The sequence below is a fragment of the Arthrobacter liuii genome, assembly GCF_014639275.1.
Lineage (GTDB): Bacteria > Actinomycetota > Actinomycetes > Actinomycetales > Micrococcaceae > Arthrobacter > Arthrobacter liuii.
The window spans coordinates 200,968-217,019 of record NZ_BMFW01000005.1 but is presented as its reverse complement, the minus strand read 5'-3'; the positions used below and the strand labels follow the sequence as shown (position 1 = coordinate 217,019).

Annotated in this window: 10 protein-coding genes, 1 tRNA gene and 1 pseudogene; 3 read left to right on the top strand and 9 right to left on the bottom strand. The window is 65.7% G+C overall.

The genetic code is table 11. From position 1 onward, the window contains the following. Positions 1-42 precede the first annotated feature (42 nt). The 8 genes from metG to ilvD form a co-directional block, all read right to left on the bottom strand. Entirely contained in the window at positions 43-1,599 is a 1,557-nt protein-coding gene (gene metG, locus IEW19_RS08560; protein ID WP_188571223.1) for a methionine--tRNA ligase, read from the bottom strand. Between the two features lie 37 nt (positions 1,600-1,636). Further along, on the bottom strand, positions 1,637-2,392 hold the full coding sequence (locus IEW19_RS08555) for an ABC transporter ATP-binding protein (protein WP_188571222.1): 756 nt from the start codon (positions 2,390-2,392) through the stop codon (positions 1,637-1,639). Further along, a complete protein-coding gene (locus IEW19_RS08550) occupies positions 2,389-5,187 on the bottom strand; it encodes an ABC transporter permease (protein WP_188571221.1) in 2,799 nt (932 codons plus the stop codon). The genes IEW19_RS08555 and IEW19_RS08550 overlap by 4 nt, the downstream gene beginning before the upstream one ends. A gap of 215 nt (positions 5,188-5,402) precedes the next feature. Then, on the bottom strand, positions 5,403-6,992 hold the full coding sequence (serA, locus tag IEW19_RS08545; RefSeq protein ID WP_188571220.1) for a phosphoglycerate dehydrogenase: 1,590 nt from the start codon (positions 6,990-6,992) through the stop codon (positions 5,403-5,405). Between the two features lie 125 nt (positions 6,993-7,117). Continuing rightward, positions 7,118-8,143, bottom strand: coding sequence for a ketol-acid reductoisomerase (gene ilvC / locus IEW19_RS08540; RefSeq protein ID WP_188571219.1), 1,026 nt, complete (start codon positions 8,141-8,143; stop codon positions 7,118-7,120). A gap of 84 nt (positions 8,144-8,227) precedes the next feature. Further along, complete coding sequence (ilvN, locus tag IEW19_RS08535; RefSeq protein ID WP_043453275.1) at positions 8,228-8,740, bottom strand: acetolactate synthase small subunit; 513 nt, start codon at positions 8,738-8,740, stop codon at positions 8,228-8,230. Between the two features lie 2 nt (positions 8,741-8,742). Then, positions 8,743-10,650: an acetolactate synthase large subunit gene (locus IEW19_RS08530; protein WP_188571218.1), complete on the bottom strand. Its 1,908-nt coding sequence runs from the start codon at positions 10,648-10,650 to the stop codon at positions 8,743-8,745. Between the two features lie 409 nt (positions 10,651-11,059). Beyond that, a complete protein-coding gene (gene ilvD / locus IEW19_RS08525; protein WP_188571217.1) occupies positions 11,060-12,778 on the bottom strand; it encodes a dihydroxy-acid dehydratase in 1,719 nt (572 codons plus the stop codon). A gap of 204 nt (positions 12,779-12,982) precedes the next feature. Between ilvD and IEW19_RS08520 the strand changes: the two genes are divergently transcribed. The 3 genes and pseudogenes from IEW19_RS08520 to IEW19_RS08510 all read left to right on the top strand — a co-directional run bounded on the left by IEW19_RS08520 (position 12,983) and on the right by IEW19_RS08510 (position 15,337). Beyond that, complete coding sequence (locus IEW19_RS08520; protein ID WP_188571216.1) at positions 12,983-14,014, top strand: sunset domain-containing protein; 1,032 nt, start codon at positions 12,983-12,985, stop codon at positions 14,012-14,014. After that, positions 13,926-15,150: pseudogene (locus IEW19_RS08515) on the top strand (PQQ-dependent sugar dehydrogenase). Before IEW19_RS08520 ends, IEW19_RS08515 begins: the two are co-directional and overlap by 89 nt. 114 nt (positions 15,151-15,264) lie before the next feature. Beyond that, positions 15,265-15,337: transfer RNA gene (locus IEW19_RS08510), tRNA-Lys, on the top strand. Positions 15,338-15,575: 238 nt separating this feature from the next. Here the strand turns inward: IEW19_RS08510 and IEW19_RS08505 are convergent. Beyond that, positions 15,576-16,034, bottom strand: a complete 459-nt coding sequence (locus IEW19_RS08505) for a MarR family winged helix-turn-helix transcriptional regulator (protein WP_188571286.1) — start codon at positions 16,032-16,034, stop codon at positions 15,576-15,578. Between the last annotated feature and the right edge of the window lie 18 nt (positions 16,035-16,052).

The following is a 16,052-nucleotide window of genomic DNA, read 5'->3' as shown; positions in this document are numbered from 1 at the left end:
TTGAACAGGAGCGCATCCCCCACGGCTTTGCGGAGGGTGGTCCTACTCCATGGGTTCCTCAAATTTGGGGAATACGGGGGTGGGAGCGGGCAGTGCGGTGCCGGCCACGATGGGCGTGGTGATCGCGGCGAACTGCCGGGCATCGCCGTCGGCCTGGCCCAGCGCGTCCAGGAGCTTGGCGGTGGCGTTCGGCATGACGGGCTGGGCCAGGATCGAAACGATCCGCAGCACCTCCAGCGTCACGTACAGCACGGTGTTCATGCGTTCGACGTCGGTCTTCCGCAGCACCCAGGGGGCCTGCTCGGCAAAGTAGGCATTGGTGTCGCCCAGGACGTGCCAGACGGCTTCCAGCGCGCGGCTGAACTCCTGCTTGTCGAAGGCGGCACGTGCGGCGTCGAGCAGGCCGTTCGCCTGTGCCAGGATTGCGTTGTCCTCGGCAGTGAACTCCCCGGGCACGGGGACGGCTGCGCCGCAGTTCTTTGCCACCATGGACAGGGAGCGCTGGGCCAGGTTGCCGAAGTTGTTGGCCAGGTCCGAGTTCATCCGGCCCACAATGGCCTCGTGGTTGTAGCTGCCGTCCGCACCGAACGGAACCTCGCGCAGGAAGAAGAACCGGACCTGGTCCAGACCGTAGCGGGCAACGAAGTCCGCCGGTGCCACCACGTTGCCCAGGGATTTGGACATCTTGACCCCGTTGTTATTCAGGAATCCGTGGATCATGACGCGCTTGGGCAGTTCCAGTCCGGCGCTCATCAGGAAAGCCGGCCAGTAGATGGCGTGGAACCGGGAAATGTCCTTGCCGATGATGTGGACGTCCGCCGGCCAGAACTTACGGAATTTCTCCGACTCGGTGTCCGGGTAGCCCACTCCCGTGAGGTAATTGGTCAGCGCGTCAACCCAGACGTACATGACGTGCTTGTGATTGCCGGGCACGGGAACGCCCCAGTCGAAGGTGGTCCGGCTGATGGACAGGTCCTCCAGGCCGCGCTTGACGAAGCTGATGACCTCATTGAACCGGTACTGCGGCGCGCCGAACTCGGGATGGGACTCGTACAGCGCCAGCAGCTTGTCCTGGTAGGCGGACAACCGGAAGAAGTAGCTCTCCTCCGCCGTCCACGTCACTTCGGTGTCCGTCTCTTTCGAGTAGCGCACGCCGTCGTCCTTGACCACGGTGTCGTCCTCGCCGTAGAAGGCCTCGTCCCGGACGGAATACCAGCCTTCGTATTTGGAAAGGTAGATGTCGCCGTTGGCCTCCATCTTCTTCCAGATTGCCTGCGAGGCCGCGTAGTGGTCCTCGTCGGTGGTCCGGATGAAGCGGTCGTAGCTGATCCCCAGGGCGGAGTGCGCCGCCTTGTAGATGTCCGCGTTGCGGTTCACCAGTTCCTTGGGGGAAATCCCTTCCTTCTCCGCGGCCTGGGCGATCTTCATGCCGTGCTCGTCCGTGCCGGTCAGGAACATCACGTCATAGCCGTCCAGGCGCTTGAAGCGTGCCATGGCGTCGGTGGCTATGTACTCGTAGGCGTGGCCGATGTGCGGCACGCCGTTGGGGTAGGTGATGGCCGTGGTGATGTAGAACGGCGTTTTCTCTGGAGCAGTCACGGTGCGGACGGTTACCTTCGGTGCGTAAGCGGGCGGGCTAGATCAGTTCTGTCAGGGTATCGCTCAGCCGGACCAGTTCGTGGTCGTGCGATGCCACCAGCACGGCGATGCCGTCCGAGGTGGTGTCCTTCAGGATGCTGATAATGCGGTTGGCGGACGCGCGGTCCAGGCTGGCGGTGGGCTCATCCACCACCAGGACCCTGGTGCCCAGGATCAGTGCGCGGGCGATCGCCACGCGCTGCCGTTCACCGCCGGACAGCTGGGCGGGGCGGTGCCGCATGCGGCGGCCCAGCCCCACCAGGTCCAGCAGGTCCTTGGCCATGTCGCGCCGCTGGTCCACCTCGCCGTCGGGAACGGCGGGCAGGAGGACGTTCTCGAGGGCGCTCATGCCGTCAATCAGGGCGCCGCCCTGGTCGACGTATCCGATCAGTGCACGACGGCGGTCGGCGATTTCGTCGTCGCCCATGCTTTCCAGGGAATCGCCTTCCCAGAAAACGCGGCCCGACGTCGGCAGGGTGAGTCCGGCGCCGACCGTCAGGATGGACGTCTTGCCGGAGCCGCTTCGGCCGGCCACGCAGTGCATCTCGCCGGCGTGCAGCGTCAGGTCGAAGCCTTCCACTACGCTCACTGTCTCGGCGCCGCCTTTTCCGCCGCCGTAGCGGATGTTGATGTCGCGCATCTCCAGCGGGGTGGCATGGTCGGCCGACCTGACGATGGTGCTGGCCCGGGTCTGCAGGGGGACCTCGTTGGAGCCGCCCCTGCGGCTGCGCTGGACGTTCGTCGGGTTTGTCATCGGACTACTTTCGTTGCAATCGGTATCCAGCAAATTACACCCACCAGCCCGGCCACGGCGGCCCAGATGGCCGCGTAGGGGGCCAGCAGCAGGCCGATGCCCAGGGCGCCCAACACGCCCAGGGGCAGGGCCACGGTTCCCACCAGCGCGTTTTCAAACAACCGGACCTGGCGGAGCATGTCCGGGTTCCAGCCCATGGCCTGCAGGATGCCCAGGTACTGGCGCTTGGCGTTGAGCTCGAAGCGTCCCGTCACCAGGGTGAGCACCAGCCCCACGGCCACGCCCGCAAGGGCCAGCAGGATGCTCGGCAGCGTCACGGCTGCCGCGGCCAGGCCGCTGAGCGCACTGGCCCCCGCCGCCCTCGGAATGTCGATCAGCAGCGCGACCAGGCCACCCACGGCGGCGCCGAAGACCCCGACGGCAACAGCGAGGGACAGCGTATTGAACTTGTTGGTGCTCAGCTGCCGGTTGGCAAAGGTCAGCGGGGAATCGACCTGGATGAGCCGTTCGTCATGCTGCGGCTCCTGGTCGATCACGTCGCGGTGGCGGAGCTGCTGCGCCGCGAACAGTGCGGCACCGCAATACAGCACCAGGACGGCGAGGCACACCAGTGCGGTGGCAAGGCTCCAGCTCAGCAGGCTGAGCACGATGCCCGCGGCTGCCAGGAGCACGGCTCCGACGCCGAATTCCTCAAGCACCCAGCTGCGGATCCGCCGCTGGGTCCAGCCCATGGCGCGCAGTGTGCCGGCCTCGCTGCGGCGTTTGCGGATGTAGCTCACCGTGGACGCGCCGGTCAGCAGCGCCGCACCGCACAGCGTCAGGAACAGAAGGGTGATGTTGGTTCCGGAGAGCGATCCGGCCACCGCCTCCGCCGCGTTCTGCCGGACCCATGACTGCTTGACCGTGCCCAGCGCAGACTCCTTGCCGGCTCCGTCCTTGGAGTAGCCGGGCACGAAGATGCTGGTGTCCTCGCGGGCTGACCCTGCCACCACGGTGGCGTCCAGGCCCATGGCCCGGATTTCGGCGGCGAGCTTCTCCACCTCGGGCTGGGCTTCCTTCCAGCTGCCCGGCGCCTTGGCGCGGACGCGGACGGCGTCGATGACGGCGGCATTCTGCTTGTAGCCGCGGGCAGCGGCAAGTCCGTAGTAGTCCGTGATGGCACCGGCGGACTGGCTGGCCAGTCCGGTGGCGCTCAGCGACGGCTTGAGCTCAGCGGCCGGAACGTCCTTGCCGGCGGCATCCTTGGACAGGGTGAACGGGGTGGGGTCGTAGCCGCCGAGGGGAAGCTTGTTGACGTCTCCGGAGGCTGCCTCCACCGCGGCGGGGTCGAATGTTCCGTAGACCATGGGCAGCGGCGTCGCTGCCTGCTGCTGGCCCTTGGAAAGGTTGTCCCGGTAGGATCGCTCGTCCACGGGGTTGCGCTGGGTCTGGTCCACGGGCGCGCCGTTGGAGGCCTTGTCCGGCAGTCGGTTTACGGTGACCCATTCGCCGGGCACCGCGGTCTTGTCCACGGCACCGTTGGACGCGGTGTCGCCATCGGTGTACTTGGGGGCACCGGCGAAATCGGTGCTCCACTTGGCAGGTGTGTAGAGGCCCGGGTTGAAGTTGCCGTTGCTGCCCAGCAGCGACGAGTGGTCCGTGGAGCCAGGCCAGGACAGCACGAAAGGGTCCTTCGAAACGAAAGGCAGGTAATCCTTGCCCAAGGACTTCGAAACGGTACCGACGTCCTTCACGACCTTGCCGGCGTCGTCAATTTCTTCAATCTTGACGTTGTACTTCAGGTCCAGTGACGTGCCTGAGCGCACGATCAGCGGCACGGCCTGGGAGCCGCTGGTCAGTTGGCCTGTGCGCTTGGCCTGCTGGTACTGGGTCATCAAGGGAGCCCAGTACTTGAGTTTGACGCCCAGGAAATCCGGTCCTTCCTTGAGCTGGTCCATGCTGATGCCGTTGGTAAACAGGCCTTCCAGGTAACGGCCGACGGCGCCCGCGTCACGTGCGTCAGCCGGCGGTGCCTTCTCAAGCGGGGCCAGGAAGTCACCGGCCGAACCGAGCAGGGCCCGTTCGGCGGCGGGGTCCACGGCCACTACGGATTCGGTGACTTCGGGGGCCATCGGCAGTCCCACGGAGAGGTTGAAGAGGTTGTGCTCCGAGCCGCCGGCGGGGGCGGGGAACTTGATGCCGGTCTCCCCTGCCGGTGCGGCGATGCGGATGCTGCTGCCGCCCTGTGCCTTTTCCTCCACCAGGCGGGCCTTGCCCAGCGTGCCCTCGGCGGTGGTCTTGAACAGGGTCTGCTCGGAGTTGCCGTCAGAGCTGACGGCACTGGCGGTCAGCCGGTACTTCTTGGCGGTGTCCGTGAGCACGGATTCAGCTGCGGGCCACTTGTCCGGGGCGGTGGCGCCTGCTGCCTGGTCCGCCGTGGCCGTACCTGCCAGCCCGGCGTTGTAGCCGAGGTAGTCCATGGCATCGAGGCGGGGCGTCTCAAGGTTCTGGGTGACCCGCGAAACCAGGCTGATGGGAGCTGCCACGGAGGTGCCGGAGAGCTTCTTGATGGAGTCCAGCTGGTCGAAACCGATGCCCCCGGCGCCGTTGGCGATCTCGGGCTGCAGCAGCGCCCCGGACGGTGCCTTGGCCTGCACCAGGATGTCGTAGAGCCCCCTGGAATTTTCATCAACCGTCCGGTTGAGCGCGGCCTGTGACTGGCTTTGGACGACGACCGACAAGCACATGGCTGCGATCAGGATGGCCGCGGTCAACAGCAGCACCCTGCTTCTGATGAACCTCTGGACGGCGTTCATGGAACTCCCTGGAACCTGGATTGCGTGCGCACACTGACATCCGCCCGGGCAGATGTGGACAGTGGCGGACGGATGTGCAAAAGGTATTGGCCGGTCTGCCGGCTACGGTCCTGAATCAGGACCAAGCCATTGTAAGCAGACCGGCCAATCAGATGTGGCCTCGCCCGGCGCGTCGCCGGGCAGCGGTGGCGGCGTTTCCCCGCCGCCTGCCTTTGTTAGGCTTCCAGGTCCACTTCCCGGACCATCTCTGCGCCGATGCCGGCCTTGATGGCGTCGAGTACCTGCTGCGGCACGGAGCTGTCAATGGTCAGCAGGGCAAGGACCTGGCCGCCTTCGGTGGAGCGGGCCACCTGCATGCCGGCGATGTTGATGTTGTTCATGCCCAGGATGTGGCCGATGGTTCCGATGACGCCGGGGCGGTCGGTGTAGGCAACCACCACGAGGTGTTCGCTGATGGGGATTTCAACTTCGAAGCCGTTGATGCCCACCAGCTTCTCGACCTGCTTGGGCCCGGTCAGCGTGCCGGCCACGGAGATCTGGCTGCCGTCGCTCAGGGCACCGCGCAAGGTCAGGACGTTGCGGTAGGACTCGGTGTCCGGGGTGGTGATGAGGCGGACATTGATGCCGCGCTGCTCGGCGATGACCGGCGCGTTGACGTAGGACACCTGCTCGGTCACCACGTCGGCGAAGATGCCCTTCAGCGCCGCAAGCTCCAACACCTTGACGTCGAGGGACGAGATTTCGCCGGCCACTTCGACGTCGAACTGGGTCAGGGAAGCGTGGGTCAGCGCGGTGAAGATCCGGCCCAGCTTTTCGATCAGCGGGATGCCCGGGCGGACGTCGGGGGCAATGACGCCGCCGGCAACGTTGACGGCGTCGGGCACCAGTTCGCCGGCGAGGGCCAGGCGGACGGACTTGGCCACGGAGACGCCGGCCTTTTCCTGGGCTTCATCGGTCGAGGCGCCCAGGTGCGGGGTCACCACCACGTTGTCGAGCTTGAAGAACGGCAGATCGGTGCTGGGTTCCTTGGCGAAGACGTCGACGCCGGCTCCGGCGATCTCGCCGTCCTGCAGGGCCGTGAAGAGGGCTTCCTCGTCCACGAGGCCACCGCGGGCGACGTTGACCACGTAGGCGGTGCTCTTCATCTTCTTGAAGGCGTCCGCGCCGAGCATGCCCACGGTCTCCGGCGTCTTGGGCATGTGGATGGTGATGAAGTCGGACTGGGCAAGGAGCTCATCCAGGGTGACCAGCTGCACGCCAAGCTGCGCCGCGCGGGCGGACGTGATGTAGGGGTCGTAGGCAAGGATCTTGGTGTCGAAGCCCTTGAGGCGGGCTGCCACGAGGGCGCCGATCCGGCCGAGGCCGATGATGCCGATCTTCTTCTCGAACAGCTCGATGCCGGTGTACTTGGAGCGCTTCCACTCGCCATCCTTGAGGGCGGCGCTGGCCTGCGGGATGTGGCGGGCCAGGCTGAGGATGTGGCCCACGGTCAGCTCTGCGGCGGACACGATGTTGGACGTGGGGGCGTTGACCACCATGACGCCGGCCTGGGTGGCCGCCTTGATGTCGACGTTGTCCAGGCCCACGCCGGCACGGGCGATGACTTTCAGGTTCTTGGCGGCGGCGATGGCTTCGGCGTCAACCTGGGTGGCGGAGCGGACCAGGATGGCGTCTACGTCACTGATCGCCGAGAGCAGCTGGGAACGGTCTGCGCCGTCAGTCTGGCGGATTTCAAAGTCCGGGCCGAGGGCCTCGACAGTGGCGGGGGAAAGTTCTTCGGCGAGCAGTACTACGGGTTTTGACACGGCTGATCCTCTGCGTTGCAGTCCTGGGGATGAAACAAGTCTAGGCCGACGGAAAGGCCGGGCTCACATTGTTAAGTGTGAACCCGGCCTCACCGCTGCGGTCTGCGTGGTTGGGCTGGCACGCCTTAGCGTGCTGCGGAGCCTTCCACGTAGTCAACGTCCTGCTGCTGCCAGGAGAACAGGGAGCGCAGTTCGCGGCCCACGGCCTCGATGGGGTGCTGTTCGGCCTTGGCGCGCAGTTCCTTGAACTCGACGCCGCCGTTGTCCTGGTCCTCGATGAAGCGCTTGGCGAAGGCGCCGGACTGGATGTCGGCCAGGACAGCCTTCATGTTTTCCTTCACCTCGGGGGTGATGACGCGCGGGCCGGAGACGTAGTCGCCGTACTCTGCGGTGTCGGAGACGCTCCAGCGCTGCTTGGCGATGCCGCCTTCCCACATGAGGTCGACGATGAGCTTGAGCTCGTGCAGCACCTCGAAATAGGCGATCTGCGGCTGGTAGCCGGCTTCGGTCAGGGTTTCAAAACCGTACTGGATCAGCTGGGAAACACCGCCGCACAGGACCGCCTGCTCACCGAAGAGGTCGGTTTCGGTCTCTTCGGTGAAGGTGGTCTTGATGACGCCGGCGCGGGTGCCGCCAATGGCCTTGGCGTAGGACTTTGCCAGCTCCCAGGCGTTGCCGGATGCGTCCTGCTCAACGGCGATGATGTCCGGGATGCCGCGGCCGGCTTCGAACTCGCGGCGGACGGTGTGGCCCGGCGCCTTGGGGGCAACCAGGATGACGTCGACGCCTTCCGGTGCCTGGATGTAGCCGAAGCGGATGTTGAAGCCGTGGGCGAAGGCCAGTGCCTTGCCGGGGGTCAGCTTGCCCTTGATTGAGTCGTTGTAGATCGCGCGCTGGTGCTGGTCCGGCGCCAGGATCATGATGACGTCCGCCCATTCGGCGGCGTCGGCAACGTTCTTGACAGTGAAGCCTGCATCCTCGGCCTTGGCGGTCGACTTGGAGCCTTCCTTCAGGGCGATGACGACCTCGACGCCGGAATCGCGCAGGTTGAGCGCGTGGGCGTGGCCCTGGGAACCATAACCGACGATGGCAACCTTGCGGCCCTGGATGATCGACAGGTCGGCGTCGTCGTCGTAGAACATTTCAGTCACTTGCGTAACTCCTCTTGAGTGGTTGTAGATAGTGGTCTTACGGTGCTGCGGTTGCGGGCGCGGCGTCCCGCCTTTGGCGTGTGCCTAGGCGGAGCGGAGTGCCCGGTCACTCATGGAGCGGGATCCCCGTCCAACGGCCAGGGTGCCTGACTGCACAATTTCGCGGATGCCGAAGGGCTCCAGCACTGAGAGGAGGGCTGTGAGCTTTTCCGGGTGGCCGGTGGCTTCAATGACGACGGAGTCGGTGGAGACGTCGACCACTGAGGCACGGAACAGGTCTGCGGCCTGGGTTACCTGCAGGCGTGTTGCGGCATCCGCACGTACCTTGACCAGGATGTGGTCGCGCTGTACGGAAGATTCTGGGGTCAGCTCAACGATCTTGATCACGTTGACCAGTTTGTTGAGCTGCTTGGTGACCTGCTCGATGAGGTCGCCGTCGGCGTCGACCACCACCGTCATGCGGGAGACACCCGGCACTTCGGTGGGGCCAACGGCCAGGGAGTTGATGTTGAAGGCGCGGCGGGCGAAGAGGCTGGCGACGCGGGTCAGGACGCCGGGCTTGTCCTCAACCAGGACGGAGAGTGTGTGGCGGCTCATGCTCAGTCTTCCTCTTCCCATTCCGGGGTCATGTTGCGGGCAACCTGGATCTGGTCGTTGTTTACGCCGGCGGGCACCATCGGCCACACCATGGAGTTGGGGCTCACTACGAAGTCGATGACCACGGGGCGGTCGTTGATCTCGAGGGCCTTCTGGATGGTGGCGTCAATGTCCTCTTCGCGTTCGACGCGGAACGAGGCACAGCCGTAGGCCTCCCCCAGCTTGACGAAGTCCGGGATGCGGACGGTGTCGTGGCCGGTGTTGAGGTCGGTGTTGGAGTAGCGGCCCTCGTAGAAGAGGGTCTGCCACTGCCGCACCATGCCCAGCGAGGAGTTGTTGATGACGGCGACCTTGATGGGGATCTTGTTGATGGCGCAGGTGGCCAGTTCCTGGTTGGTCATCTGGAAACAGCCGTCGCCGTCGATGGCCCAGACAACGCGGTCCGGCTCACCGACCTTGGCGCCCATGGCGGCCGGTACGGCATAGCCCATGGTTCCGGCGCCGCCGGAGTTCAGCCAGGCATGCGGGCGTTCGTACTTGATGAACTGGGCAGCCCACATCTGGTGCTGGCCCACGCCCGCCACGTAGATCCCTTCGGGACCGGTCAGCGCGCCGATCCGCTGGATGACCTTCTGCGGGGCGATGAGGCCGTCGTCCGGTTCCGTCCAGCCCAGCGGGTACGTTTCCTTGAGGTTGTTCAGGAACGCCCACCAGGTGGTCAGGTCCGGGGTTCCCGAGGCCTCGAACTGGCTGCGCACGGCCTCGGTCAGTTCCGGGATGATCTCCTTGACGGACCCCACGATGGGCACATCGGCGGCGCGGTTCTTGGAGATTTCCGCGGGATCGATGTCCGCGTGGATGACCTTGGCATTGGGCGCGAACGTCTTCAGTACGCCGGTGACGCGGTCGTCGAAGCGCGCGCCGAGCGTGATCAGCAGGTCTGACTGCTGCAGTGCCGTGACGGCGGAAACGGTGCCATGCATACCCGGCATGCCCACGTGTTGCGGGTGCGAGTCCGGGAAGGCGCCCTTGGCCATGAGGGTGGTCACCACAGGCGCCCCGGTTGCTTCGGCGAGGGCGCGCAGTTCGGCCGAGGCGTGGGCCTTGACCACGCCTCCGCCCACGTACAGGACCGGCTTGGTGGAAGCGGCAATGAGCTTTGCCGCCTCACGCACCTGCTTGTTGTGGCCCCGGGTGACCGGCCGGTAGCCCGGCAGGTCGATCTTCGGAGGCCAGGAAAAGGTCATCTGCCCCACCTGGGCGTCCTTCGCGACGTCCACCAGCACCGGGCCGGGACGGCCGGTGGAAGCCAGGTGGAAGGCCTCGGCCATGACGTGCGGGATGTCGTTGGGGTCGGTGACCAGGAAGGAGTGCTTGGTGATGGGCATGGTGATGCCCACAATGTCGGCTTCCTGGAAAGCATCGGTGCCGATCACGCCGCTGGATACCTGGCCGGTGATGGCCACCAGGGGCACGGAGTCCATGTGGGCATCCATGATGGCGGTAACGAGGTTGGTGGCGCCGGGGCCTGAGGTGGCGATGCAGACACCCACCCGCCCGGTGACCATGGCGTAGCCTTGCGCGGCGTGGCCGGCTCCCTGTTCGTGACGGACCAGCACGTGGTTCATGGTGGAGGCCATCAAGGGGTCGTAGGTGGGCAGGATCGCGCCACCAGGCAAACCGAAAATATCGTCCACGCCGAGTTCTTCGAGCGAGCGGACGATTGCTTGCGAGCCGGTCATCACCGTCGGGGGTACGACGTTGTTCGGCCCAAGGACAGGAGAGACGGCAGCAAGGTCGGCGACGACGGCGGCGTGGTCAGCCGTCCGGTCGGCGCGTTCCGGAGCCTTGGCGGCTCCAGCGGACTTGGTAGCCATCAGCGAGGGGCTGATGGGCGATCCTTTGCTCATCGGACTCTTCCTTGTGGATCTTCTCTGGTTCTGGAACTGGTTTGGAACGGTGGAAATAAAAAAACCCCTCGGCCTGGCGGCTTTTGAGGGGTTTGCGCGTGACGGCTCGTTACCAGGGCTAAGGTGCCACGCGCTTGGTAAGTACGACGACGACGATGCCGACGGTAACGAAAGTCATGCGTTTAGTTTTCCCTCTTGGCAAGATACGTGTCAACGAGCGACAACCCAATCTCACCATGTGGACCTCATTGTCCACCCTTCGATCCTATCCCGGTCAAACCACCCCGAAGCCCAACAGCGTTAGGCGGCAGGCGGACGCTCCTCCCCCAAGCGCACGGCGCGGACGCCGAACACTTGGGGCCCCTCGGAGCTTCCTTATTAAGCCGCGGCACCTGGGCGCTAGGGCTTGCTAACCGGTCCAGGCTCCCTGGCTCGCGCTGTGGACCAGCCTGGCGTACTTGGCGAGGACGCCCTTGGTGTACCTGGCCGGCAGCGGCTCCCAGCCCACCCTGCGGGCCTCGAGTTCAGCCTCCTCCACCAGCAGGTCGAAGGTGCGCGCCGCGATGTCCACGCGGATCCGGTCGCCGTCCTTCACGAAGGCGATAGGACCGCCGTCGACCGCTTCCGGGGCAACGTGGCCGATGCACAGGCCGGTGGTACCGCCGGAGAAGCGGCCGTCAGTCAGCAGCAGGACATCCTTGCCCAGGCCTGCACCCTTGATGGCGCCGGTGATGGCAAGCATTTCGCGCATGCCCGGCCCGCCCTTGGGGCCTTCATAGCGGATGACCACGACGTCGCCCGCGTGGATGCGGCCGTTGTCCAACGCATCCAGTGCGCCCTGCTCACGCTCGAAAACGCGGGCGGTGCCTTCGAAGACGTCGGCATCGAAGCCGGCGCTCTTTACCACGGCGCCTTCGGGAGCCATGGTCCCGTGCAGGATGGTGATGCCGCCGGTCTTGTGGATCGGGTTGTCCAGCGCGCGCAGGATCTTGCCGTCCACGTCCGGCGGGTTGATGGCCTCGAGGTTCTCCGCGACGGTCTTGCCCGTAACAGTGAGGCAGTCGCCGTGCAGCAGGCCGGCGTCGAGCAGTGCCTTCATGATGACCGGCACTCCGCCGATCCTGTCGACGTCGGTCATGACGTACCGGCCGAAGGGCTTGAGGTCGCCCAGGTGCGGGATTCTGTCGCCGATGCGGTTGAAGTCGTCAAGGGTCAGTTCAACTTCCGCCTCGCGGGCGATGGCCAGCAGGTGCAGGACGGCGTTGGTGGAGCCACCGAACGCCATGGTGACGGCGATGGCGTTCTCGAAGGCCTTTTTGGTCATGATGTCGCGGGCGGTGATGCCGTGGCGCAGCAGGTTGACCACCGCTTCGCCGGACTTGCGGGCAAATTCGTCCCGACGGCGGTCTGCCGAGGGCGGGGCTGCGGAGCCCGGGAGGGACATGCCCAGGGCTTCGCCGATGCAGGCCATGGTGTTGGCCGTGTACATGCCGCCGCAGGCACCTTCGCCGGGGCAGATGGCCTTTTCGATGCGGGTGAGGTCCTCCATGCTCATCTTGCCTGCGGCGCAGGCACCGACGGCTTCGAAGGCGTCGATGAGGGTGACTTCCTTTTCGGAGCCGTCCTCAAGCTTCACCCAGCCCGGCATGATGGACCCCGCATAAAGGAACACGCTGGCCAGGTCCAGGCGGGCAGCCGCCATAAGCATGCCCGGCAGGGACTTGTCACAGCCGGCCAGCAGGACGGAACCGTCGATCCGCTCGGCCTGCATGACGGTCTCAACGGAGTCGGCGATGACTTCGCGCGAGACCAGGGAGAAGTGCATGCCTTCGTGGCCCATGGAGATGCCGTCGGACACAGAGATGGTGCCGAACTGCATGGGGAAACCGCCGCCAGCGTGCACGCCCTCCTTGGCGCCCTGCGCGAGCCGGTTCAGCGAGAGGTTGCAGGGGGTGATCTCGTTCCATGAACTCGCCACGCCTACCTGCGGCTTGGCGAAGTCGTCATCCCCCATTCCGACGGCCCGGAACATGCCGCGCGCCGGCGCCGCATGGATGCCATCGGTTACCACGCGGCTGCGGGGCTTGATGTCAGGCTGGTTCTCGGTTGCGGTCTGGGCGTCACTCATAGGGGAAAGTCTAGGGCTCGGACACTGGCGAAACGACCGCCGGGAGCGGGCCGAACGGAAAACCTCCGAAATTCCTTTCGGATAGTGGACTTCCATCCCATCCTTTGAGACGCGACCGGATGCCGGAGCTTCTCTGGACAGCAGTGGTGACCCCACGTAGCGTCAGGGACAGGACACCCATCCACCTGGACAGAAGGGCTTGCCATGGACATTGTTTTCTGGATCATTCTCGTAGTCGTCGCCGCCATCATCATCTGGTGGCTGCTGAACCGCAACAAAGCCGCCAACCCTCCCGGCGGGTCGTCGGCCGGAGCCCGGACTGACGGAACGCGGACCGACGGAGCCCTGGCGGGCGGCAGCGCCGCCGCGTCCGCCCAGGCTGCAGGGACGACCGGCATCCCCACGGCAGCAGGATTCGGGAAACCCGCCGAACCAGCCGTCCCTTCCGCGGCTGAGGAGCCGGCGGACTCGGCAGCCACCCCCACGCCAGCGGCACACCCTTCCGACAGCGGCACTGAACAGGAGGAACGCCGGCGGCAGGACCAGGTCGCAGACCAGGCCGAATGGGAAACCCAGTGGTCCGAGGCCGGACCCGGCTCCAGGTCAGGCTCCTCCGCCACGGGCGCGGCTGCAGGTTCCACGGGAATGGAGCCACAGGCCGGCGCCAGCCCTGACACGCCTTCCGGGCAAGCTTCGGCCGCGGAAAGCCGCCCCGTGCACCACGACGAGTACACCGCACCTCATGCCCCCACCCTCCCCGGGGCCGAAACAGCTGCGGTGGAGAGCGTGGACGACGGCGGCATGGAGACAGGCGGCCAGGCGCCCCAGCACCGGGCGGACAGCGCCGGAGCAATAAGTCACCAGGAACCGGCCGCGCCGGTCTCCTCCGGCATCCAAGGCGACGCCGGCAGGGCCGAAACGCTGGACCGGACCCAGTCGTCCGCCCTTGTGGAAAACGGGGCGGACCACCAACAGCCATCCGGGCAGGCGGGCGCAGCTGCCGCCGAGCCAACCGGCCACCTCGCAGCCAATGAGCCCTACGGCGCCGGTTCGGCCGCACCGGGCCCTGATGGCAGCGGACCAGCGGACTACACGGTAAAGGGCGATGCCGCCGCGATGGTCTTCTACGAAGAAGGACATCCCGACTATGAGCAGACCCGGGCGGAAGTCTGGTTTGAATCCGCCGCGCATGCGGAGGCCGCGGGCTTCCGCGCTCCGCGCCGCAGACGGCTCTAACAGGATGAAGGCCCGCCGCTTTGCGGCGGGCCTCCCCTATTTGGCCTTATACCTGGTGCTCACCGCCTGCACAGGCACCTCGGGCCCGCCCCCACAAAGCACAAGCCCGGGCAGCTCCGGCACCTCCCCAGCTCCCGCCGTCGCCGTCCCTGCGCCATCCGCCTCTGCGTCCGCCGTTCCTGTTCCGACTGTGCAGGAACGCTCGGACCTGCAGCTGGATATCCCCTGGGCAGCAGTGTTCCTTCCGGACGGCACCGCCATCATCTCCGAGCGTGACAGCGCCCTGCTGAAGACAGTCCGGGATGGAAAAGCCACCACACTGGGCAAAGTCCCGGGCGTGGTGCCCGCCGGAGAGGGAGGACTGCTGGGCCTGGCACTATCACCCCACTTTGACGCCGACCGTTACCTCTATGCCTACTTGACCGCGCAGCAGGACAACCGGGTGGTTCGGCTGACGGTCGAAGGCAACGCCGGTGGTTCCCTGGCAATCGGCCAGCCCCAGACCGTGTTTACCGGAATCCCGAAGGCCGGCACGCACAACGGCGGCAGGATCCGCTTTGGCCCGGACGGTTTCCTGTACGTGGGCACCGGCGACGCACGCGCCGCGAGCAGCCCCAGGACGCCAACGCACTGGGCGGCAAGATCCTTCGGCTCCCTCCCGACGGCAGCCCCGCCCCCGCCAACCCGTTCGGCAACGCCGTCTACAGCCTGGGGCACCGGAACGTCCAGGGACTGGCCTGGGATGAATCCGGCCGGTTGTGGACCAGCGAGTTCGGGCCCGACGTGGACGACGAGCTGAACCTGATCCTGCCCGGCGGCAACTACGGCTGGCCGCTGGTCACCGAGCGCCGCACCGCGCGGAGTTCCAGGACGCAAAAGTCGTATGGCCCTCCACGCGCGACTCCTCGCCCAGCGGACTGGAGATTTTCGGCGGTATTGCCTATTTGGGCGCACTCCGCGGCGAACGGTTATGGGCGGTACCCTTGCACGGAAGTGACGCGGGTGCGCCTGTGGCCTATTTCACAGGAAAGTACGGTCGCATCAGGGACGTGGTCCGAACCCCGGGCGGAAGATTATGGCTGCTGACGAACAACGAAAACCCTGATTTTGTGCTGGTTTTGAGCGCCTTCCAGTGAACCCGGTCCCACCATCGGCGCCGATTTCACTTGCATCAAAAGTTCGTGTAGAGTTTCATGTCGTTGCGGAGATCAACGGGAAAGAAAAAGCCCGGGGATGGAAGCAAAAAAGATGCACCTCTAGCTCAATTGGCAGAGCAATTGACTCTTAATCAATGGGTTCCGGGTTCAAGTCCCGGGGGGTGCACAACTGGGAAAACAGCCTCCGGTTTGTGGAAACACGAGCCGGGGGCTGTTTTGTTTTCCTGGCCACGTCATCGATTGCTCCGTAGATGTCCTTTTCGGGAGTCAAAACGGCAGTTACGGGGCAATCGATGGGGGCGGGGAAAGTCCGACGGCGGCCCGGCGGCCGGGCACAAAAAAGCGCGGCTCCGGTTCCTCCGAACCAGGCCGCGCTTCCCTTATGCGGTCAGCGGCACCAGCAGCTACTTGGCAGCGTTCTCCACCAGTGCCGCGGCGTTGCTGGGCGTCGTGGAGAACTGGCTGGCCAGTTCACGGACCACGGCTTTGAGTTCCTGGCGCAGCAGTTCGGGATCAATCGACGCCGATGCCAGCACCGAACGCTCCATCTCCACCGCCTGGGCAACGGCTTCCTTGCCCTGCTCTGTCAGCGACACCACGTGGCTCCTGCGGTCCGACGTGCTGCGCACCCGGGCGATGTGGCCGTGGGACTCAAGCCGGCTGAGTGTCTTGCCCATTGTCTGGGCCTGGACGCGGACGTACTGGGCGAGTTGGGCCTGGGTCATGGGCCCTTGCGCGGCAAGGACCTCGATGGCGATAACACCGGCGTGGGTGAGTCCGATGGCGCCAAGTTTTTCGTTCCACGAGTGTTCAACGAGACGCGCAGCAGTGGACAGGAGGCGCCCTGTGGGCCAGTGATCCATATCAGGCATAGCAGCCAG